Raw genomic sequence first — 21,736 nt, 5'->3', positions numbered from 1 at the left:
CGCTCAAAGGGTCCAGCGGTCCCGCGGCGGGGACTCGAGGGCGAGCTCGCCGCCCACGGCCGCGGCGATCTCCTCCACCGTCCAGGTCTCCCGGTGCAGCACGGGCCGGATGATGGCCGGCTGCCGGACGGCGTGCAGGTGCCCGTCGGCGAGCCGCAGCACCTGGCCGGTGACGCCGGCCGAGAGGTCGCTGAGCAGGTAGGTCACCAGCGGCGCCACCCGTTCGGGCGGCGGCGCGTCGCGGTTTCCGTTGGGGTCGGCGGCCATCAGCCGGGTCCAGGCGATCGGGCTGACGGCGTTCACGCGCACCCCGTGCTCCGCCAGGTCCACGGCCCACGAGTAGGTCATCGACGCCACCGCGCCCTTCGACGCCGAGTATGCGGCGGCGCGGCGCTGCCCGATCATCGACCCCGACGTCACGTTGACGATGACACCGCGGCCCTTGGCGCACATGACCTTCGCGGCCGCGGTGCCGCAGTGGAGCGGACCGAGCACGTTGGTCTCGACCAGCGCACGGGCCCGCTCGGCGTCGTCGTCCTCCCACGGCGGCGCGTGGTACCCCACGGCGGCGTTGTTGACCAGCCCGTCCAGGGCCCCGAACCGGCTGCAGCAGAGGGAGATCAGCGACCGGGCGTAGTCCGGGACGGCCACCGAGCCGACGCTCGCCACGGCGGTCCCGCCGTCCGCTTCGATCGCGGCCACGGTCTCGCCTGCCGGTTCCGCGTCGATGTCGTTGACGACGACCGCGGCGCCGTTCGCGGCCGCGTGCCGGGCGAACGCCCGCCCCAGTCCACGTCCGGCACCGGTGATCACCACGGCCCGCCCGTCCAGGAAGCCCATGCGTAACAGTGTGACCACGGTCGGTCCGGACCGCAGGCTCAAGCCTCGCGGACCAGCTTCACCTCGAACGCACGGAATCCCTGTGCACGGTAGAACGCCAATGCACCGTCGTTCTGCGCGTACGCCTGCACGACCAGCTGGTTCGCGCCGTGCGCACGGGCCCACTCCACGAACGCGCCCACCAGCGCCTCGCCGACTCCTTCGCGCCGCCGCTCCGCCGCGACCCGCATACTCTCCAGCGCGGCCCGGACCACCCCCGGCCGCAGTGGATCGGCGGGCAGCAGTCGGCCGATCAGGTGCCCCGCCGCCGCGCCGTCCTCCGCTCGCGCCAGCAGGCAGAGGGCGGTGTCGTCCTCGACGAGATTCCGGTAGTAGGCCGCGCCTTCCCGGTCCGGCCAGCCGAGATCCATCGACGGGTCACGGGCGCCGGCGTCTTCGGCGAACAGCGCCGCCGCCGACGCGACGAGTTCGGGGACTTCCTCGGTGACGTGCACGGAAACAGCCATGTCCAGCACCGTATCCGCTGGATTTTTCAGAGTAAATTTCACAGGTACGCGAGATTCTCCAGCGCCAGCTGTTCCAGGTGCCCGGCCGCCGCGGCGCTCCCCCCGGCCGCCTGGAACGACGCCGCCACGACTTCGGCCGCGCGGCGGTACGACGGTTCCGTCAGGACCTCCTCGACCGCCGTCGCGATGCGAGGTGCGTCCGCGCGGCCGAAACGCAGGCGGACACCCGCGCCCGCCGCGACCACCTGGGCCGCCACGATCGGCTGGTCGTCGCGGATCGGGGCGACCACCAGCGGCAGGCCGTGCCACAGCGTCTCGCACACCGTGTTGTGGCCGGCGTGGCAGAGCACCGCGTCGACCCGCGACAGCAGTGGCAGCTGCGGGACACTCGGCCGCACCAGGACGTTCGGCGGGACGTCGCCGAGCACACCGCCCGGGTCGGCGATCACCGCGCGCGCGGGCAACCCGGCGAACGCCTCGGCCGTCGCCGTCAGGAAGCCGGCGCCCGCGGTCGTGTTCGCCGTGCCGAGGGAGACCAGCACCGTCGGCCGCAGCGGGTCGAGCCACTCCCACGGGAAGTCCGTTGTGGACGGACGCACGCCGAGGGCGGGGCCGACCAGCCGCACCGACGGCGGCAGCGCGGCCGCGCCGAGCAGCTCGCGGGTGGTGAAGGCGAGGACGCCGTGGGGCGAGAACCGCGGATCCGCCGCGCCCCGGCCGCCGGCGATCCGCGCGCGCAGCCCGTCGAGCAGCGCACCCACCCACTCCGCCACCTTCGGCATCCCGGCGAGGGGGTCGACGAGCTCGGCCGACGTCGTCGCCGACGTGACCCACGGCAGGCCGCGGGCGTCGGCGAGCAAGCCGCCGGCCAGCGCCTGCTGGTCGGCCACCACGACGTGCGGCTCGAAGGCGTCGAGCGCCGCGGTCACCCCCGGGGCCATCGCGTCGGCGAGCGGGACGAGGAAGTCCTGCCACAGGAAGCGCAGCGCGGCCGGGCCCTTCAGCTTGGCCGGGCGCTCGGGCTGGTCACGCGGCACGGCGCACGAAAACACCAGCGCCTCCGGGCCGGCCAGCTGCCACAGCAGTTCGTCGTGGCCCGCCCAGGCGACCTCGTGGCCGCGCGCGGCGAGCTCGGCCGCCACGCCGACGGCCGGGTTGACGTGCCCGACCAGGGGCGGGACGACGAAGAGGAACCGGGCCACTACCGCACCCGCGCCTGCGTGCGCGCGGTGTCGCGGACCCACCCGGAGACGAGCTCGACGACCTCCGCGGTCCGCTCGACCAGCACCGAATGCCCCTGGTCGGGCAGCACGACCGTGCGGCAGCCCGCCAGGTGCGTTTCGAAGTGCGGCACCTGCGCGGCCAGCCCGGAGTCGCCGCCGAAGATCGCGAACACCGGGCAGCGCACCGCCGAGAGGTCCGCCGCGATCGTCGCGCTGTTCGGGATGTCCTCGGCGATCGTGGTGGTCTGCAGGATCTTGTTCGCGGCCTTGGACAGCCGCGCGGTGTGCGCGCCGTGGTTGTCGGCGATCCAGCCGATCACCTCGTCGATCGCCAGCCGGGTCTTGGCGTCGGCGAGGCCGTCGGCCATGTGCCGGGTCCACTCCGCGGTCGGCGGTTCGCCCTCGATCACCACGACGCTCGCCACCCGGTCCGGCCGCGCGGCGGCCAGCCCGAACGCCACCGAAGCGCCGAAGGAGTTGCCGACGACGTGCACCGGCCGGGTGACGTCGCACGCGTCGAGGACCGCGACCAGGTCGTCGACGAACCGCTCCAGGTGGTACCCGGAAGACGGCCGTGTCGTGCGGCCGTGCCCGCGCAGGTCGTACATCAGCACGTCGAGCCCGCGTTCGGCGAAGGCGGGCCCGAGTGTGAAGTAGTAGCTGGCCAGGCTGTCGGTGAGCAGGCCGTGCACGCACACCACGATCGGCGCGTCCCCGTCGAGGGGCACGTCCGGGGTGAGCCGCTGGACGTGCACGTCCAGCTCTCCCGCCCGGACCCGGCTCACGCCGTCGCCCGCAGGGACGCGACGATGTACCGGACGAGCTCGCCGACGGTCAGCGCGATGATCTCGTCCAGGTCGCGCTCGGCGATGAAGTTCGCGAAGTTGACGCGGTCGCCGTAGTGCTCGCGCAGCTGCCCGGACAGCGCCACCAGGTCGACGCTCTCCAGCTCGAGGTCGTCGTGGAACGTCGTGTCCATGGTGATCTCCACAGTGTCTTCCGCGTCCAGCCCGTACTCCTCGAGCAGCTCCCGCAGCATCTCGCCGAGCTGGGCGAGCACGGTCACCTCGTTCGCGGCCGTGGTCTCGATGCTCATCCGGCAGTCTCCTTCGTCTCTTCGGTCCAGGCGACGACGTAGCGGCGCGGCGGCGCACCGGGCGGGTTCCCGACGTCGGCGCAGCGCACGAGGTATTCGCGGCCCGCGACGCGGACGGACAGCTCTTCCGGGGTCGCCGCGACGACCTCGAAGTCACGGGGTTCGCCGCGCAGCCCGGTGCCGCGCAGCTTCGCCACGGCCTCCTTCGCCGTCCAGAACCGGGCGAACCACTGCTCCGGGTCACCGGGCAGGCTCGCGAACAAAGCCAGCTCGCCGGGTCCGAGCGCGGCCTCCACAGTGGACTCCGCGCGCGGGACGACCTCTTCGATGTCGATGCCGCAGCGCCCGTGGCGGGCGATCGCCACCCCGGCTTCGGCGCGGTGCGCCACGGAAATCGTGACCGGTGGCAGCGCACGGCCGTAGGCACCGGTCGCGAGCGGCCGGCCGGCTTCGTCGTTGCCGATGCGCAGTTCCGAAGGGAACATCTCGGATTCGCCGCGAGCCCAGAGGAACTGGCGGACCGCGTCCTTGGCCGCGATCCGGCCGAGCAGCCACTGGCGCCGCCCACGCGGGGGACGGCTCTCGTAGGCGTCGCGCTCGGGGCCGGCGAGGTAGTTGCGCATGATCAGCTCGCGGGTGGCCAGGTCCGGCCACTGCTCGTGGACCAGCGCCCAGCCACCCGGCTGCTCGTGCGACAGCGTCGAGCGCTCGGGCGTGCGGTCGGCCTGGCGGATGTGCGCGGTGCTGTCGAAGCGCCGGTCGCGCCAGCCGGTGAACTCCGCCCAGACCCGGCCGTGGTGGACGAGCTGCATGTCGGCGTCGAGGAACTCGTCGGTCAGCCCGGTGATCCGGACCAGGCACTCCAGGCGGTCCCCCGGGGCCGGGTGCGGGCCGTGGAACCGGATTTCGCCCATCGCGACCGGGAAGACGGTGGTGCGCTCGGGCAGCCGGGACATGATCCAGTAGCCGAGCACCTGGCCGACGTTGTCGAGCAGCCCGCCGGGCGCGGCCGGCGTGGTCAGCACCGCCCGCACGTGCCGTTCGCCGACGGCGGTCAGCTCGGTGACGCCCTGGAACCGCGGGCCGTGGAACATCCAGCGCTCGTCGTACAGCTGTGCCGCCGTCGTCTCGGGGACCCGTTCGGCCGACGCCGGGAACCGCCACGGCGCGGGCGCGCCTGCCGGGTACTCCGAAGCGAGTTCCACGACGGCCTGCGAGTAACCGACGACGGCCGCGTGCACCCGGTCGGTGCCCTGCGGCCGGACGCGCACCGGCACGGTGACCGCCGGGACCGCGGTGATCCACTGGCTGAGCCGGACGTTGTGCACGGCCACCGCGTGCCGTCCGGGCGCGGCCTGCTCGGCGAACCGCATCAGGTGGTCGATCACGGTGGTGGCCGGGACGACCGGCCAGCGGTCGCCCGGATCGGCCTGGGGCGGCTGTTTGAAGAAGCAGTGGTCGAGCAGGTACGGCATCGACTCGAGCGACACGGTCAGCGTGGTGTCCAGCGCCCGCGGTGGCGGCAGACGGCGGGCCGGTCCGGAAAGGACGGTGGACGCCAGCTCGGCCGTATCGGCCAGCAGGGCGGCGAACTCGGCGGCGAGCGGGCCCTTCGCCGCCAGGTCGTCCACGCCCGCCCGGCGGGTGGCGGGCAGTGCGATCCGCGCGCGCACCTGCTCGTCCAGGGAGATCAGGCGGCCGCCGAGGTCGAGCTTGACCGCCTTGGGGGCGGCCGGGCGCTCGCCGGGCAGCCGGGCGAACCCGACGTCGAAGCCATCGGCCCACAGCGCGGTCGCGACCCGGCGCAGCTGCGCGAGCCCGGGGCGCTGCCCCGAGTGGGCCGCCACGACGAGGTGCTCCTCGCCGTGCAGGGTGTCGCCGACCAGCGAGCCGAGCTGCCCGGCGCCCACCTGGACGAAGGCGCGGAACCCCGCGTCGTGCAGCGCCCGCACGAGCGGGCGGAACCGGACCGGCTGCAGCAGGTGCCGCACGAACAGCTCGCGGACCTCGGCCTCGCCCGCCGGGTACTCCGACACCGTGGTCGCCGACCAGAGCGGCAGGGCGGGCGGGTGCAGGGTGAAGTGCTCGGCCGCGGCGCGGATCGGGTCCAGGTACGGCCGCAGCATCGGGGTGTGGAAACCGGACCGGAAGGGCAGCACCTGCGCCACGATCCCGGCGTCCCGGAACTGCCGCACGAGCACGCCGACCGCCGCTTCCGGACCGCAGATCATGGCCTGGTTCGGGGAGTTGTCGTGGGACAGGACGACGTCCGCCCGCCCGGCCAGCTCCTCGGCCACCCGCGGCGCGGGCGCGCCGACCGCGGCGAAGGCGAGCCCGGGGACGACGAGCGCGTCCGGGTCGAACCCGGCGAGGAACGCGTCGACCTCGTCTTCGGCGTAGACGCCGGCGACCGCCATCGCCGTCCATTCGCCCAGGCTGTGCCCGGCCACGGCGTCCGGGGTGACGCCGAGCTTGCCGAGGGCGGCGTGCAGCAGCCTGCCCAGCTCGAACACCGCGGCGCCCTGGCGTCCGACGTCGCCGACCTCGACGTCCGCGTGCTTCCAGCGCAGGCCGAAGTGCCGGGCGACGTCGGCGCAGTTCAGCGTGAGCTCCGACTCCAAGCCGGGGAAGAGGAAGGCGATCTTGCCGCCGCCCGGCCCCAGCAGCGGGCGGTCGGCGAACCAGACGTCGTTGCGGCCGCGCCAGGCCCGGCCGCGCGCGAGCACCTTCCTGGCCAGGGCCAGCCGCTTCTCCGTCGGGTCGACGATGCCGAGCCGGACCGGGCCGTCGCCGGTTTCCGGGGTGCCGGGCCGGTCGAACGCCTCGCGCAGCGCGTCGAGGGTCGGTGCGGCGAGCCGCAGCACGCGTTCGGGCTCGCGCACCACGGCCGGCTTCGCCCGGCCCGGCGCCTGCTCCAGGACGACGTGGGCGTTGATCCCGCCGAAGCCGAACGCGTTGACCCCGGCCCGGCGCACCGGCGCGTCCCACGGTGCGGCGGCGGCCAACGTGGCGAAGCGGGTGCGCGCGAGCGCCGGGTGCGGGTCGTCGCAGTGCAGGGTGGGCAGCAGGACGCCGTGGTGCACGGCCAGGGCGGCCTTGACGAGCCCGGCGATCCCGGCCGCGGGCATGGTGTGGCCGATCATCGACTTGACCGAACCGAGCACCGCGCTCCCCCGGGTTCCGAAGACCTCGGCGAGGGTGGCGAGCTCGGCCGCGTCGCCGGCCGGAGTGGCGGTGCCGTGCGCCTCCAGCAGGCCGATCGAGTCCGGTGCGGCCGGGTCGAGGCCGGCCGCGGCCCACGCCTGGCGGACGGCCCGGACCTGGCCACCGGAGTCGGGGTTGGCCAGGCTCGCGGTGCGTCCGTCGGAGGCCACCCCGGTGCCGGTGATCACGGCGTAGACGCGGTCGCCGTCGCGCTGGGCGTCGGCCAGGCGCTTGAGGACGACGACACCGGTGCCTTCGCCGATCAGCACGCCGTCGGCGTCGCGGTGGAACGGCCGGATCCGCTCGGACGGCGACAGCGCGCCGAGCTGGGTGAACACGCTCCAAAAGGTGATGTCGTGGCAGTGGTGCACCCCGCCGGCGAGGACGACGTCGCACCGGCCGGTGGCCAGCTCCCGCACGGCGTGGTCGACGGCGATCAGCGAGGACGCGCACGCGGCGTCCACGGTGTAGGCCGGGCCGCGCAGGTCGAGGCGGTTGGCCAGCCGGGAGGCGGCCAGGTTCGGCACCAGCCCGATCGCCGACTCGGGTGCCTCCGGGCCGAGCTGGTCGGTGAAGGCCTGCCGGACGGCGTCGAGCCGGTCGGCGTCGAGGTCCGGCAGCAGTTCGCCGAGGGTGCGCACGAGCTGGCTCGCGGTGCGGACGCGCTGGTCGAGGCGGACCAGCCCGGGCGTCAGGTAGCCGCCGCGGCCGAGCACGACGCCGACCTTCGCGCGGTCGGCGGGCAGCCGGTCCGGGCCGCCGGCGTCCGCGACGGCCTGCGCCGCGACGCGCAGGGCGATCAGCTGGTCGGGCTCGGTGGCGGGCACGGAGTTCGGCATGATCCCGAAGCCGGTGACGTCCACTTCGGCCAGTTCGTCGACGAACCCGCCGCGGCGGCAGTAGAGCCGGTCGGCCCGGCGCTGCTCGTCCGGCGCGTAGTGCGCGAGGTCCCACTTCCCGGGCGGCACCTCGGTGATCGCGTCGACGCCGCCGGTGAGGTTGCGCCAGTAGCTCGCCAGGTCGGGGGCGCCGGGCAGCAGCACCGACATCCCGACGATGGCCACCCGCATTCCCGTCACCACCCGGACGCCGTGTGGACGACGGCGCCGGTGTCCGGGCGCCCCCAGGCCAGCTCGCGCAGCAGGCCGAGGGTGCCCTCCTCCGGGTCGATCAGCGCGATGCCGCGGCGGGCGTAGTCGCGCATCAGCTCGGGGGTCACCATGCCGTCGTGCTCGCCGGTGGGCGCCCACGGTCCCCAGTGGACGGTGACCGCCCGGCCGGCGGGCCACTGCCTGCCGAGCGCCTCGAGGGCGTCGTTGGCGGCGGCGTAGTCGGACTGGCCGCGGTTGCCGAGCGCCGCGGCGATGCTGCCGAAGAGGACCACGAACGCCGGCTCCTCGGGGAGGTCGGCGGTCGCCTCGAGCAGGGTGCGGGCGCCGTCGACCTTCGTGCCGTACACGCGCTCGAACGACTCCGGCGTCTTCTCGGCGACGAGCTTGTCTTCGATGACGCCGGCCGCGTAGACGATGCCGTCGAGCCGGCCGTGCTCGGCGTGGATCTCCTTGACCGCGCGGTGCACGGCCTCGGCGTCGAGCATGTCGACCGACTGGTAGCGCACCGGGCTGCCGAGGGCTTCGAGTTCGGCCAGGGTCCGGCGGACTTCGCGTTCGCCCTGGATCCGGCGGACCGTCCGTTCGATCTCGGCCGGGCTCTTCAGCCCGGCTTCGATGAGCGCGGCGCGGAGGTCCTTGGCCGTCTCGGCCCGGGGGTGTTCGTCCTCGGCGGCGGGCACCGGGGTGCGGCCGAGGAGTTCGATCCGGCAGCGGGCGGCCGCGGCCAGGGTGACGGCGAACCGGGCGGTGATGCCCTTGGCGCCCCCGACGAGCAGGACGACCGACTCCCGGGTCAGCCCGATCGCGGCGGCTTCGGCGGCGCCGTCGCCCGCCGGGCCCGCGCCGCTGCTGCCGAGCGGGCCGAGGTCCCGTTCGGTCATCCGGAAACCGGTCCGGGTTTCGCCGCACCGCACGACGACCGGCTCACGGTCCACTGTGGACAGCTCGTGGACGAGGGCGGCCTCTTGGTCTTCGGTCGGTTCGTCCGGGGACAGCTCGACCACGCGGGTGAGGGTGTCGGGGTATTCGCGGGCGAGGCTGCGGTGGAACCCGCGCAGGCCCTCGCCCGGCCCGGCGGTCAGCAGCCAGGCGGGCCGCGTCGCGAGGGCGGCTTGGTACTGCGGGAAGGCGGCGGGCAGCACGGTCCCCTGCAGGAACAGGAAACCGTCGAACCCGGCGCGGACCTCGTCGGCGACCTCGGCGGACGCGCCGAGCCCGGTGAGGCGGGTCCGGACACCCTCGGCCAGCGACCCCTGGCCGAGCAGCAGGAACTTCTTCCCGGCGACATCGGGAGCCCCGGTCGGCGGAAGCTCGGTTTCCGCCATGACCAGGCGTTTCGGCGCAACGACAACCGGCGCCGGCTCGGTCTCGGGTTCGGGCTCGGCCGGCACCAACGTGGCCTCCGGTGCGCCAGACGCAACCAAGGTGGCCTTGGAGCGCTCACCTTCGATCAGCTCGGCGATCGCCGCGGCCGTGCGGGCCTTGGCCAGTTCCTCGACGTCACCGCCGGTGTCGAGGTTCAGGCGCGTGGCCAGTTCGCCGGCGATCTCGGCGCGCTTGATCGAATCCACACTCAGGTCGGCTTCCAGATCAAGGTCCGGCTCGATCATCTCCACCGGATACCCGGTCCGCTCCCCGATCACCTCGACCACGGTCTCCAGCACCGAAGCCACGACCGCGGACACCACAGCAGGGGTGTCCGCACCGATCAGCTCGGCGATCGCGGCCGCCGTGCGGGCCTTGGCGAACTCCTCCACGTCACCGCCGGCCAGCCCCAAGCGGGATGCCAGTTCGCCGGCGATTTCCGCCCGCTTGATCGAATCCACGCTCAGGTCGGCTTCCAGATCGAGATCCGGCTCGATCATCTCCACCGGATAGCCCGTCCGCTCCCCGATCACCGCCACCACGGTCTCCAGCACCGAAGCCGCCTTCGGGGCCGTGGCCGGCACCGCCGCCGGCTGCTCGACGACCGGCACGGTGACCGGCGCCCGGACCTCCGCGGGCGCGTCGGCGCCGAGGAAGCCCAGGAGCACGTCCCGCTGCGCCGCGATCATCTCGCGGCCGGTGCGCAGGAAGTCCGCGACCATCGCCTCCGATGTGGCCGGCGGCGTGGCCGCCACACCGAACGAAACCCGCTCCGCCGGGCGGAGGGCGCCGGCCGGGATCGTGCCGTCCGCCGCGCGCAGCAGGTGGCCGTCGACCGTCCACCCCGGACGCTTCGGCCGCGGCGCGGTGAACGCGTCGATCGCGTCGCGGCCGCGGAACAGCCAGCCCGTCTCGACGCCCACCCCGGACACCGCCAGCTGCGCCAGCGCGCCGAGGAAGCCCGGCAGGCCGCGGCGGCCCGGCTGCTCGAACCCGACCGTCCGGTGCGGCCGGTCGCCGAGGATGGCGGCGACCTGCCTGGCCAGCACGGCCCCGGGACCGGCCTCGACGAACACCCGCGCCCCGGCCGCGTACATCGCCTCGACCTGCTCGACGAACCGGACCGGCGCGCCCAGCTGGGCGGCCAGCTCGCCGCGGATGGCGTCCGGGTCCGCCGGGTAGGGCGCGGCGGTCCGGTTGCCGTACACCGGGACCGCGGGCCGCACGACGCCGATCGCGTCCAGGGCGCGGCCGAACGCCTCCCCGGCCGGCGCCACCAGCGAGCTGTGGAACGCGCACGCGACCTGGATCCGCTTCGCGCCGAGCCCGGCGGCCCGCAGGTGCCCGACCGCGGCTTCGACGTCGGCCGTCGGCCCGGAGATCACCGTCTGCCGGGGCGAGTTGTGGTTGGCCAGGACGACCGGCGAGGTGCCGAGGACGGCGAGCACCTCGGCGGCGGACGCCGACACCGCGGCCATCGTCCCCGGATCGCCGTCGGGGACCGCGTCGAGGATCGCCGCCGCCCGGACGTGGCTGGCGTGCAGCAGTCCTTCCGGTGTGAGGGCGCCGGCGGCGGCCAGCGCCGTCAGCTCGCCGTAGCTGTGCCCGCCGAGCATCGACGGCCGCACGCCGGCGCGGGTCAGCAGCCGGAACGCGGCCAGCCCGGCCATCCCGAGCGCGGGCTGGGCGACGCGCGTGTCGGTGACCCGGTCCGCGGCGGCCCGCCGCGCCGGCTCCCCGAACACCGCCGGGCCGAACACGACGTCGGCCGTCGCCGGGTCCAGGTGCAGGTACCGCTGCAGCTCCGGGAAGGCGACGAACAGCTCGGCGAACATGCCCGGCCGCTGGCTGCCCTGGCCGGGGAACAGCACCGCGACCTCGCCCGCCACCGCGTCGTCCGCGCGGAACACGCCGGGTGCGTCGTGCCCGTCGAGCGCCTGCCGCAGCAGCCCGGTCAGCTCGTCCACAGTGGACGCGACGACGGCAAGCCGCGCCGGGCGTCCGTGCGCCCGCCCGGCTGCCGCCAGCGCCAGGTCCCGCAGCCGCCACGGCGACGGGACCTCCGAGGCCATGGCCAGCAGGTCCCGCGCCGCGGCCTCCGTCGTGAAGGTGAACAGCTCCGCGGGCCATTCGTCCGCGGCCTGCGCGGGCGGGACGCCGTCGTGCGCGGCGAGCACCACGTGGAAGTTGGTGCCGCCGAAGCCGAACGCGCTGACCCCGGCGACCCGTTCGGACGGCGGCGCGGTCCACGGCTGCGCGGCCGACTGGAACACGAACGGGCTCGTCGAAGGGTCCCACGCCGGGTTGGGCGCCGAGAGGTGCAGCGTCGGCGGCTTGACGCCGGCGTGCACCGAGAGGGCGGCCTTGATCAGCCCGGCCAGGCCCGCGGCGCACTTGGTGTGCCCGATCTGCGACTTCACCGAGCCGACCGTGCACCCGCCGGGCGCGGCGCCGGCCTCGGTGAACACCTTCGTCAGCGTGCCGAGTTCGGTCCGGTCGCCGACGACGGTGCCGGTGCCGTGCGCCTCGACCAGCCCGACGCGCGCGGGCGAGAGGCCGGCGTTGCGGTAGGCGCGGGTCAGCGCGGTGTGCTGCCCTTCGGGCCGCGGTGCCGTCAGCCCCAGAGCGCGGCCGTCCGAAGCCGCGCCGACGCCCTTGATCACGGCGTACACGCGGTCGCCGTCGCGTTCGGCGTCGGCAAGGCGCTTCAGGGCGAGGCACGCGACGCCTTCGCCGAGCGCGATGCCGTCCGCGGCGCTGTCGAACGTCGCCGACCGGCCGGTCGGCGAGAGGGCGTGCGCGGAGGCGAACAGCAGGTAGTCGTGGATGCCGTTGTGCAGGTCCGCCCCGCCGCAGAGGACGAGGTCGCTGGTGCCTGCGGTCAGTTCCTTGCAGGCGACGTCGACCGCGGTCAGCGAAGACGCGCAGGCGGCGTCGACCGTGTAGTTCGCCCCGCCCAGGTCGAGGCGGTTGGCGATCCGCCCGGCGATGACGTTGGCGAGCACGCCCGGGAAGGAGTCCTCGGTGATCCGCGGCAGCCGTTCGTCCAGTTCGGACGGGAGTTCGCCGAGGTAGGACGGCAGCACGCTGCGCAGCGTCATCGCGTTCGACAGGTCACTGCCCGCTTCGGCGCCGAACACCACCGACGTCCGGGTGCGGTCGAAGGCGCGGTCGGCGTAACCCGCGTCGGCCAGCGCGCGGTGCGCGGCCTCCAGCGCCAGCAGCTGCACGGGCTCGATGCTGGCCAGCGACGACGGCGGGATGCCGTACTTCAGCGGGTCGAAGCCGATCTCGGGCAGGAACCCGCCCCAGCGCGACGGCGTCCGCTCCCCTTGCCCTTTGGGGTCGTAGTACAGGCCGGTGTCCCAGCGCTGCGGAGGCACCTCGGTGACCGCGTCGGTGCCGGCCAGGACGTTCGCCCAGAACGCGGCCAGGTCGGGGGCCTGCGGGAACATGCAGGCCATGCCGACGATCGCGATGTCAAGCGGCTCGGGCGCGGGCGGTTCGGCATCGGTGACGCCGAACTCGGCGGCCCGCGCGCGCAGGAACGCGTCCGCCCCCTCGCCGACCGCGGCGTGCAGGTCGGCGAGCGTGGTGACCGCCGAGCGCAGCACGGCCACCTCGCCCGCCATGAACATGCCTTCGGCGAGCTGGCGGTCTTCGCCGACGTTCCGCAGCTCGGCGCCGACCCGCTCGATGCCCTTGCTCGCCAGCCGGAGCCGTCCGACGTTGAGCGTCTCCAGCTGCTCCCAGGCGTCGCGGCTCGGGACGCCGCGCTCGGCGAGGCCCGCCTTGATCGCCGCGTACTCCTCGGTGAACGGGCTGCGCACGCAGCGGGTGGCGTGTCCGGGCGCGGTCTCGAGGAGATCGGTGTGCTCGGCGTCGAGGAGACTGCGCTGGAACAGCGGGAGCACCGCGCCCGCGTCGACGGCTTCGCGCGTGAAGAGGTAGGCGGTGCCCATCAGCACGCCGATCGCGGCACCGCGGGCGGCCACCGGGGCGGCGAGGGCGGCCACCATCGCGGCCGAGCGTTCGTCGTGGATGCCCCCGGCGAACAGCAGCTGCAGGTCCGCGGCGGCGGCCGGGGTGACCGCGAGGAAGTCGGCGAGCACGCCGAGCTGGGCCTCCCACAACGGGAAGCTGGTGCGCGGGCCGACGTGCCCGCCGCACTCCGAACCTTCGAAGACGAACTTGCGGGCACCCGCCTCGAGGAACTGCTTCAGCAGCCCCGGCGACGGCACGTGCAGGAAGGTGGCGATCCCGGCCTCTTCCAGCGCCGCCGCCTGGGCCGGACGGCCGCCGGCGATGATCGCGTGCGTCGGCCGGAGTTCGCGGATGACCGCCAGCTGGGCGGCCTTGACGTCGTCGGCGGCGAAGCCGAGGACGCCGACGCCCCAGGGCGCGTCGCCCACGGCGGCGCGGGTCCGGTCCAGCACCTCGCGGGTCTGTTCCGGGCCCGAAAGGGCCAGCGCGATGAACGGCAGCGCGCCGGCCGCGGCGACCTCGGCCGCGAAGGCGGGCTGGTCGCTGACCCGGGTCATCGGTCCCTGGGCGACCGGCAGCGCCGTGCCGAGCGCGCGGCTGCCCGCGCTGCCCGGGCCCAGCACCGCGTCCGGCAGGCGCAGGGCTTCGCCGACGGCCTCGGCGAGGCCGCGGACCGCGGCGGTCACCGTGCCCCAGCGGTCGCGGAACCGGGTGGCGAGGAAGACGTCCTGGCCGGCTTCGAGCGGCTCGGTCCCGCGCCGGGCCAGCACGCGGACGCCGTCGGCGAGGGTCGTCTCGGAGCCGTCGAGGCCGGTGACGGCGGTGATGAGGGCCGACGGGAGTTCGGCTTCCGGCAGCAGGGCGAGCTGGGTGTCGACGACGACGCCGGCCGCGCCACCCGCGACGGCGGCCGCGGCGGTGTGCGGGCCGATGCCGCCCGCCGCCCACACCGGGACGTCGACGCCCTCCTCGGCGAGCAGGGCCTGCAGCAGCACGAAGGTGCTCAGTTCCCCGACCGGCCCGCCGCATTCGTGCCCACGGGCGACCAGGCCGTGGGCGCCCCCGGCGACCGCCCGGCGGGCGGCCGCCCGCGAGGTGACTTCGGCGAGCACCCGCCGGCCCGGGAAGTCCCGCGGCCTGCACCCGGCATCTTCGGTCAGCAGCACGGTGGTCACCGCGTCGGGCAGGTCCGCGGGGCCCGCCAGGCGGACCCCGAACGCCGGGACACCCCATTCCCCGAGCAGCGCGAGCTCGTCGGCGGCTGCGGCTCCCCCGGCGGTCAGGTCGAGCACGCCGAGCCCGCCCCCGCGTGCGGCGGCGGCGACCCCGCGCGCCGACGGCCATCGCAGCGGCGACACGGCGACGACCAGCGCCGGCACGGAGTCGTCTTTCGAGAGACGCATGGGAACTCCCGCTACGCACGAAAGGGTGAAGGGTAACGGGGTGTACTTAAGCGGGTTCCTTCCGTGCCGTCAACAACCCACCGCGATTTCATCGCCGAGGTTCAGAAAATTCGGGATGGACCAGGCCGATGGCGCAAGAATTTAACGTTGCCGTCACGTTCCCCGCGGGCACGCGGTGCCACCATTGCCCGGCCGGTCCGCGGTGGACCGGTTCCGCGACGTGGTCCACCCGGCTCGCACCGCCGGACGGCGCAAGCCATCCCTCCTGGTGGACGCCGCGCCGTTGGCCGATCCGGACCACGTCGTCCGTCGGGTCCGGCCTTTCCCCGTTCGCCATGGCGCTTATCCCGCCGGTAAAGCAGGCGCGCGAAGACGCTCGCTTCGCCGATCCGGGCACTCCACTCTCGACACGTTGTCACCGTCGATTTGCGCACGCTTTTCCGGAGCCCCGTAAGAATTGTCAGCAGAATACGCGAGGCCACCCCGGACGATTTCTTGAGTCCACTGTGGATTAACCACTCGCCGGGATTCTCGGTGCTCACAAGACCACGAACGCGGACGTCGGCGGCCACTGGTGGCCGGGCGAGCACGACGGGCGGTATTCGGGCAGCCACCAGCGGTACGCCCGGCGGCGCCCGTGGTCGTAAATTTCCACCCCGGCGTTACAAGCTTTTCCTGAGAAGAAGCTGAAGACATTTCGCATACTCCGGAGTAGCACTAGACGGATCGTCTAGACTTGGACCGATCGTCCAGACGTGGAGGTGGCGGTGGAGTACTGGTACACCGACGAGCGGTCCGGGAAGCGCTACCTCGGTGACCCGCGGCGCTGGCGGGGCGACGACGGCGCCCCGCTCACCGTCGCGGCCCGGCCCGGCCTGCGCCGGGAGGACGTCGACGCGGGCGTCCGCTCGCTCTGGCGGTACCGGGCCGCGCTGCCCGGCGACCTCCGCCCGGTGTCGCTGGGGGAAGGCTGCACCCCGCTCGTCCCGCGGACGTGGGGCGGCACCGAGGTCCGGTTCAAGCTCGAGTGGTTCAGCCCGACGGGCAGCTTCAAGGACCGCGGCTCCAGCGTCATGGTCTCCGCGCTGGCCGGCGCCGGCGTGCGCGAGCTGCTGGAGGACAGCTCCGGCAACGGCGGCTCGTCGGTGGCGGCCTACAGCGCCGCGGCCGGGATCGCGGCGACCGTCCTGGCCCCGGAGGGGACGTCGGCGGCGAAGGTGCTGCAGACCCGCGCGTACGGCGCGACCGTCGAGCTGGTGCCGGGCACCCGTGACGACACCGCCACCGAAGCCGTCCGGCGCGCGGAGCACACCACCTACGCCAGCCACAACTGGCACCCGTTCTTCCTGCAGGGCACCAAGACCCTCGCCTACGAGCTGTGGGAAGACCTCGGCTTCCGCGCACCGGACGCCGTCGTCACCGTGGCCGGCGCGGGCAGCATCGTGCTGGGCTGCGACCTCGGGTTCGGGGAGCTGCTGGCCGCCGGGTCGATCACGCGGCGCCCGCGCCTGCTCGTCGCCCAGCCGCGCAACTGCTCCCCGATCGACGCGGCCGTCCACGACCGGCCGCCGCCCGGGTTCGCCCCGACCGTCGCCGAAGGGACGGCGATCCGGCGCCCGGTGCGGCTGCCGGAGGTGGTCGCGGCGATCCGGCGCTCGGGCGGCGACACGGCGGCGATCGACGAGGACGCCATCGGCGCGGCCGCCCGTCGGCTGGCGTCGCTCGGCCTGTACGCGGAGCCGACGAGCGCGACGGCCGCGGCGGCGATCGACGTCTTCCGCGCGCGAGGCGCCATCCGGCCCGGCGAGACCACGGTCGTCGTGCTCACCGGCTCCGGCCTCAAGGCGGCGGACGCGCTGCGGGAGCTGATCGGATGACCGAGGACGAGCTGCTGCTGCGCGAGGCCGAGAAGATCGCCCACGCCGTCGGCCGGATGTTCCCCGGCCTGTGCGAGGTGGTGCTGCACGACCTGCGCGACCCGGCCCACGCGGTCCGCGCGGTCGAAGGCGGCCTGTCCGGCCGCGCGGCCGGCGACCCGGCCACCGAGCTGGGCCTGGCCCGGATCGCCGACCCGGAGTTCCCCGACGTGCTGCAGAACTACCCGAACCGCTTCCCGGACGGCCGGCCCGCGAAGAGCACGTCGATCGGCATCCGCAACGCGGACGGCGAGTACGTCGCGGCGCTGTGCCTCAACCTCGACGTGTCGCTGCTCGGCTCGGCGGCCCACGCGCTGACCCGGCTCGCCGCCACCGACGAGCCGGCCCCGCTCGCCGAATCCCTGCGGGCCCGGACGGCCGGCGAGCTGCGGGCCCTGATCGAGGACTACGCGACCGAGCGCGGCCACACCCCGCGCAGCCTGCCGGCGGCGGCGAAGAAGGACCTCGTCCGGTCGCTGAAGGAACGCGGGTTCCTGGAGCTGAAGAACGCGGTGCCGGCGTTGACCGACCTGCTCGGGATCTCCCGGGCCAGCGTCTACAACTACCTGCGCTGAACTCGGTACCCCCGACGGTCGTCACCCGTTCGGTGACCCGCTGTGACCAGCATGGCGTACAGTGACTCCCGCCACAGACGTGAGGGGGCTCATGCAGGGGGACAGCCAAGCGCGCACGGTGGACTTCTGGCGTGCCGTCGAAACACTCAGCCCGGCCACCGTGCCCAAGCTCGACCGGCGTGGTGGCCCCGGCGCCGACCAGCTGGTGTTCGACCTCGACCCGCGGGAACCGGCGCCGTGGTCCGAACGCCACCCCCTGCGGGCCCGTCCCCTGCGGCCGACGCTGACGTGGCAGTTCACCGTCTACGGCGGCCTCTACGAGCTGAAGGCGATCCGGGACACGCTCGCCCGGGCGTTCGGCGACGACGCCACGCCACCGGATGGCCGCAGCTCCGGCCAGGCGGCCTTGTTCGCCTTCACGGTGGACGCCGACGGCTTCCTGGTCGAGGGCTCCGGCACCCTCTCGGCCTGTGCCTGGGCCCTCGGCAGGCTGAGCACGCAAGGCCCGGACGGCACCGGCTGGCTCGACGGCTTCGAAGCCGAAGAACACGGCTTCGCCGAGGGCCTGGACCGGCTGGCCCCACCCGAGCGCCGGGCCAAGGCGGCGAACCCGGCTCTGCACGCCTTGGGCGAGCACGCGAAGGAGGCGGCGCGGGAGGCCGCCGGAGCCGGGGCCAAGGCCACCGGCGCGGCCGTCACCACCGCGGTCACCTCGCTCGCCGGCCCGGTCGTCGGAGGCATCGCCGGCGCGGTGGCCGGAACCTTCGCCGAGAAGCTCCTGACGCCCGCGAAGAAGAAGCCGGCCGAGCCGGGAACCGGCTCGCGGACGCCGCGGTTCGACCTCACCGCGGCCGCCCTGCACGAGTTCACCGCCGAACTGGCCGAAGCGCTGGGCGTCACCGGCCCGCTCGACCCGCGGGGCATCCGCGTCCAGTGCACGAAGGTGCGGGTCAAGGACGCCGCCGAGGCCCGGGACAGCGCGTTCCTCAACAGCTTCCACGTCAACGACCTCGCCAAGATCGCCGAGGCCGTCCGGGCCGGCGACCTCGGGCCCGGCCTGCGCGGGTTCCTTTCCGACGCCGGCTGCGTGCCGGCCGGCGACCGGGTCGACGTCCGCGCCACCCCGCAGGCCGTGCTCGACGGGGTCGAGCCCGCCCGGCTGCCGCTCGGGCGGTGGCCCGGCGACCCGAAACGGCCGCTGGTGCTGAGCCAGCAGTTCGCCGTCGACCGGATCGTGGCCGAGCTCGGCGAGACGGGCGGGATGTTCGCGGTGAACGGGCCGCCCGGCACCGGCAAGACCACCCTGCTGCGGGACGTGATCGCCGCCGTGCTGGTGCGGCGGGCCCACGCGCTCGCGGAGCTGTCCGCGCCCGCCGAAGCGTTCTCCGGCGAGCTCGAGCGGGTCGAAATCACCGAGCGGTACTCGGCCACCGTCCGGAGCGTCTCGCCCGCCGTGACCGGCGCGGAAATCCTCGTGGCCACCTCCGGGAACAAGGCGGCCGCGAACGTGACCGCGGAGATCCCCGGCGTGGCGGCGGTCGGCGGTGCCGAAGAGGCCGCGGGCGCCGTCGACTACTTCCGCGGGCTGGCCACGCACGTGCTCGACAAGCCGGCGTGGGGCCTGCTCGCGGCCACGCTCGGCAACCGCAGGAACTGCGGCCAGTTCGCCAACCGGTTCTGGTGGGGTCAGGAGTCCCTGCCGACGGAGGACCAGGTGGCGAAGCCCGACATCCCCGGGATGCAGCGCATCCTGCGCGCCGCACGGGACAAGCCCGGCTCGGTCGACGACTGGGCGACGGCCGTCCGCCGGTTCCGCGAGGCCGAGGCCGCGTGCACCCAGCTGGCCGCCGAACGGGAGCAGGTTTCCCGGGCCCTGCGGGACCGCCCCGGTTCGGAGGCCGGCCTGCGCGACGCCGAAGCGGTGCTGGCCCAGCTCCGGCACCAGCAGGCGGTCCTCGGCACGCGGATGGCCGAAGCGCGGCACGGGCACGCGGCCGCCGCGGCCGCACTGCACCACGCCACGGCCGTCCACCGCGACCACCGCGCGGACAAGCCCGGCTTCTGGGTCTCCGTCTCCACGCTGTTCCGGGCCGGTCGCGCGTGGCACGCCGAACACGACCGGCTGCGCCGTGAGCGTGACCGAGCAGCCCAGGCGGTGGAGCAGTGGACGGCCGCGCTGCACCACCTGGCCGGGGAAGGCTCGGCCCTCGAGGCCCGGCTTCACGACGCCGGCGGCCGGCTCGAACAGGCGCAGTTCGAGCTGAACAAGATCACCTCGTTCATCGCCGCCGCGCACAGCCGGTGGCCGGGCCACGTTCCCGATCCCACGGCGTTCACCGGCGACGACGCCTTCCAGCTGTGCGCACCCTGGGCCGACCCGGAGTTCACCGCCGCCCGCAACCGGGTCACCCTCGAGGCGCTCCGGCTGCACAAGGCCTTCGTCCTGGGGGCAGGTGCGCCGATGCGCGACAACCTCACCGCCGCCGTGGCGGTGCTCGGCGGGAACCCGAAGCTCCGGGACGAAACGCTGCTCGCGGTCTGGCAGACGCTGTTCCTGGTCGTGCCGGTGATCTCGACGACCTTCGCGTCACTTCCGCGGCTGTTCGGCCGCCTCGGTTCCGAAGCGCTGGGGTGGCTCTTCATCGACGAGGCCGGTCAGGCCACGCCCCAGCAGACGGCGGGCGGTATCTGGCGCGCCCGGCGGTCCGTGCTCGTCGGCGACCCCCAGCAGCTCGAGCCGATCGTCACGCTGCCGTCCACCGCGCAGGCGGCCCTGCTCAAGCGGTACCGCGTCGCCGAGGAATGGCTGCCGGACGCGACTTCGGCCCAGCGCGTGGCCGACCGGCTCAACCGGTTCGGCACCGCACTGCCCGACCCGATCGGTGAGGGGTCGACCTGGGTGGGTGCTCCCCTGCGCGTGCACCGGCGGTGCGACCGGCTGATGTTCGAGATCTCCAACCGCATCGCCTACGGCGGCGAGCTCATGGTCTTCGGCACCGGCGAACGGCCGCCGTACCCCGGCCGCGACGAATGGATCGACGTCCCTTCGGCGCATTCGCAGAAACACTGGGTACCGGCCGAAGGGCAGGCGCTCGGGCAGCTGCTCGACGAGCTGGCCGGACTCGGCGTCGCACCGGGCGCCATCCGGGTGGTCAGCCCCTTCCGGGACGTGATCCGGGGTGCCCGGCGCGTAGTCCGGCAGCGGTCCGGCGGCGGGCCCGCGGCGATCGAGGTGGGCACGGTCCACACCGTGCAGGGACAGGAGGCCGACGTCGTCGTGATCGTGCTCGGCAGCGATCCGGCCAGTGAGGGGGCGCGCCGGTGGGCCGCAGCCAAGCCCAACCTGCTCAACGTCGCGGTCTCGAGGGCGAAGCGCCGGCTCTACGTGATCGGTGACCGTCGCCGCTGGCAGGACCAGCGGTACTTCGACGTCCTGGCCACCGCCCTGCCGGTCCGGGACACCGGCCGGGGTGCGGGCTGAATCAGAAGATCGACCAGCCCGTGAGCGTGGTGAACCGGTCGAGGGCGGCGACCCCGGCGACGGAGTTGCCGCGGGCGTCCAGCCCCGGGCTCCACACGCACACCGCGCACCGGCCCGGGACGATCGCGACGATGCCGCCGCCCACGCCGCTCTTGCCCGGCAGGCCCACGCGGTAGGCGAATTCGCCCGCCGCGTCGTACGTTCCGCACGTCAGCATCACCGCGTTGATGCGCTTCGCCGCGCTGAGCCCGAGCAGCCGCGAACCGTCGTTGCGCAGGCCGTGGCGGGCCAGGAACAGCGCCGAGCGGGCGACGTCAGCGCAGCTCATCGCGATCGAACACTGGCGGACGTACTGGTCGAGCACCGACGGCACCGGGTGGCGCATGTTGCCGTAGGAGGCCATGAAGTACGCGAGGGCGCGGTTGCGGTCGGCGTGCCCCGCCTCCGAGGCCGCCACCTCGGGGTCCACGGCGATCTCCGCACGCCCGCTCTCCTCCCGGACGAACGCGAGCAGCGCCTCCGCCGCGTCGCCGTGGCGGGCGAGTTCGTCGGTCACCACCAGCGCGCCCGCGTTGATGAACGGGTTGCGCGGAATGCCGTCCTCGTGTTCGAGCTGCACCAGTGAATTGAACGGATCGCCCGACGGTTCGCGGCCGACCCGCGCCCACACGCCGTCACCGCGGGAAAGGGTCAGCGCCAGTGTGAACACTTTGGACATGCTCTGCACGGAGAACGGGTGCTCCCAGTCGCCGACGCCGTGCACCGCACCGTCCACTTCGGCCACCGCCATGCCGAACCGACCCGGCGCGACCCTGGCCAGCGCGGGAATGTAGTCCGCGACGGCGCCGCGGCCGACGTCGGTCGCGACGTCGTCGGCTATCCGGTCCAGCAGCGCCGCGAGGTCCACGGGCCCGAGCGTAGAACGCGCTCCCGCACCGGCCGCGGGCGGCCCGTGTCAAATCGGAACCGGCGATTCGCGGAACGATCTCCGGGTGAGATCCGGCACACCTTAAGTCTTCCTTAGTCCGCTT

General features: G+C 74.3%; 11 protein-coding genes. 3 read left to right on the top strand and 8 right to left on the bottom strand.

The genetic code is table 11. The features are described from left to right. Positions 1-3: 3 nt before the first annotated feature. Genes ACWEGE_RS00890 through ACWEGE_RS00860 form a run of 7 tightly spaced genes read right to left on the bottom strand, consistent with a single transcriptional unit; the run spans position 4 to position 14,733 of the window. Positions 4-840 carry an SDR family NAD(P)-dependent oxidoreductase gene (locus tag ACWEGE_RS00890; RefSeq protein WP_449658379.1) on the bottom strand — a complete coding sequence of 279 codons (837 nt, stop codon included), beginning with the start codon at positions 838-840 and terminating at the stop codon, positions 4-6. 38 nt (positions 841-878) lie between these two features. After that, complete coding sequence (locus ACWEGE_RS00885) at positions 879-1,346, bottom strand: GNAT family N-acetyltransferase (RefSeq protein ID WP_449658378.1); 468 nt, start codon at positions 1,344-1,346, stop codon at positions 879-881. A gap of 38 nt (positions 1,347-1,384) precedes the next feature. Next, a complete protein-coding gene (locus ACWEGE_RS00880) occupies positions 1,385-2,548 on the bottom strand; it encodes a glycosyltransferase (protein WP_449658377.1) in 1,164 nt (387 codons plus the stop codon). Next, on the bottom strand, positions 2,548-3,354 hold the full coding sequence (locus ACWEGE_RS00875; protein ID WP_449658376.1) for an alpha/beta fold hydrolase: 807 nt from the start codon (positions 3,352-3,354) through the stop codon (positions 2,548-2,550). The genes ACWEGE_RS00880 and ACWEGE_RS00875 overlap by 1 nt, the downstream gene beginning before the upstream one ends. Further along, complete coding sequence (locus tag ACWEGE_RS00870; RefSeq protein WP_449658375.1) at positions 3,351-3,665, bottom strand: acyl carrier protein; 315 nt, start codon at positions 3,663-3,665, stop codon at positions 3,351-3,353. Before ACWEGE_RS00870 ends, ACWEGE_RS00875 begins: the two co-directional genes overlap by 4 nt. Further along, a complete protein-coding gene (locus tag ACWEGE_RS00865) occupies positions 3,662-7,939 on the bottom strand; it encodes a beta-ketoacyl synthase N-terminal-like domain-containing protein (RefSeq protein ID WP_449658374.1) in 4,278 nt (1,425 codons plus the stop codon). Before ACWEGE_RS00865 ends, ACWEGE_RS00870 begins: the two co-directional genes overlap by 4 nt. Before the next feature lie 5 nt (positions 7,940-7,944). Further along, entirely contained in the window at positions 7,945-14,733 is a 6,789-nt protein-coding gene (locus ACWEGE_RS00860) for an SDR family NAD(P)-dependent oxidoreductase (RefSeq protein ID WP_449658373.1), read from the bottom strand. Between the two features lie 755 nt (positions 14,734-15,488). On the opposite strand from ACWEGE_RS00860, the gene ACWEGE_RS00855 reads away from it, so the two are divergent. The 3 genes from ACWEGE_RS00855 (at position 15,489) to ACWEGE_RS00845 (ending at position 20,705) form a co-directional block, all read left to right on the top strand. After that, entirely contained in the window at positions 15,489-16,610 is a 1,122-nt protein-coding gene (locus ACWEGE_RS00855) for a threonine synthase (RefSeq protein ID WP_449658372.1), read from the top strand. Beyond that, positions 16,607-17,224, top strand: a complete 618-nt coding sequence (locus ACWEGE_RS00850; protein WP_449658371.1) for a helix-turn-helix transcriptional regulator — start codon at positions 16,607-16,609, stop codon at positions 17,222-17,224. The genes ACWEGE_RS00855 and ACWEGE_RS00850 overlap by 4 nt, the downstream gene beginning before the upstream one ends. A gap of 91 nt (positions 17,225-17,315) precedes the next feature. Beyond that, positions 17,316-20,705: a DEAD/DEAH box helicase gene (locus ACWEGE_RS00845; RefSeq protein WP_449658370.1), complete on the top strand. Its 3,390-nt coding sequence runs from the start codon at positions 17,316-17,318 to the stop codon at positions 20,703-20,705. A 1-nt stretch (position 20,706) separates the two neighbouring features. On the opposite strand, the gene ACWEGE_RS00840 is transcribed toward ACWEGE_RS00845, so the two are convergent. Beyond that, positions 20,707-21,612, bottom strand: coding sequence for a glutaminase (locus ACWEGE_RS00840; protein ID WP_449658369.1), 906 nt, complete (start codon positions 21,610-21,612; stop codon positions 20,707-20,709). Between the last annotated feature and the right edge of the window lie 124 nt (positions 21,613-21,736).

It is taken from the genome of Amycolatopsis sp. NPDC004747, assembly GCF_053601335.1.
Note: the sequence above shows the minus strand (reverse complement) of the source record. Positions and strands in the feature narration are given on the sequence as shown.

Coding starts and splice junctions, on each gene's coding strand:
- ACWEGE_RS00890 (WP_449658379.1), bottom strand. CDS start 840: ATGGGCTTCCTGGACGGGCGGGCCGTGGTGATCACCGGTGCCGGACGT.
- ACWEGE_RS00885 (WP_449658378.1), bottom strand. CDS start 1,346: ATGGCTGTTTCCGTGCACGTCACCGAGGAAGTCCCCGAACTCGTCGCG.
- ACWEGE_RS00870 (WP_449658375.1), bottom strand. CDS start 3,665: ATGAGCATCGAGACCACGGCCGCGAACGAGGTGACCGTGCTCGCCCAG.
- ACWEGE_RS00865 (WP_449658374.1), bottom strand. CDS start 7,939: ATGCGGGTGGCCATCGTCGGGATGTCGGTGCTGCTGCCCGGCGCCCCC.
- ACWEGE_RS00860 (WP_449658373.1), bottom strand. CDS start 14,733: ATGCGTCTCTCGAAAGACGACTCCGTGCCGGCGCTGGTCGTCGCCGTG.
- ACWEGE_RS00850 (WP_449658371.1), top strand. CDS start 16,607: ATGACCGAGGACGAGCTGCTGCTGCGCGAGGCCGAGAAGATCGCCCAC.
- ACWEGE_RS00845 (WP_449658370.1), top strand. CDS start 17,316: ATGCAGGGGGACAGCCAAGCGCGCACGGTGGACTTCTGGCGTGCCGTC.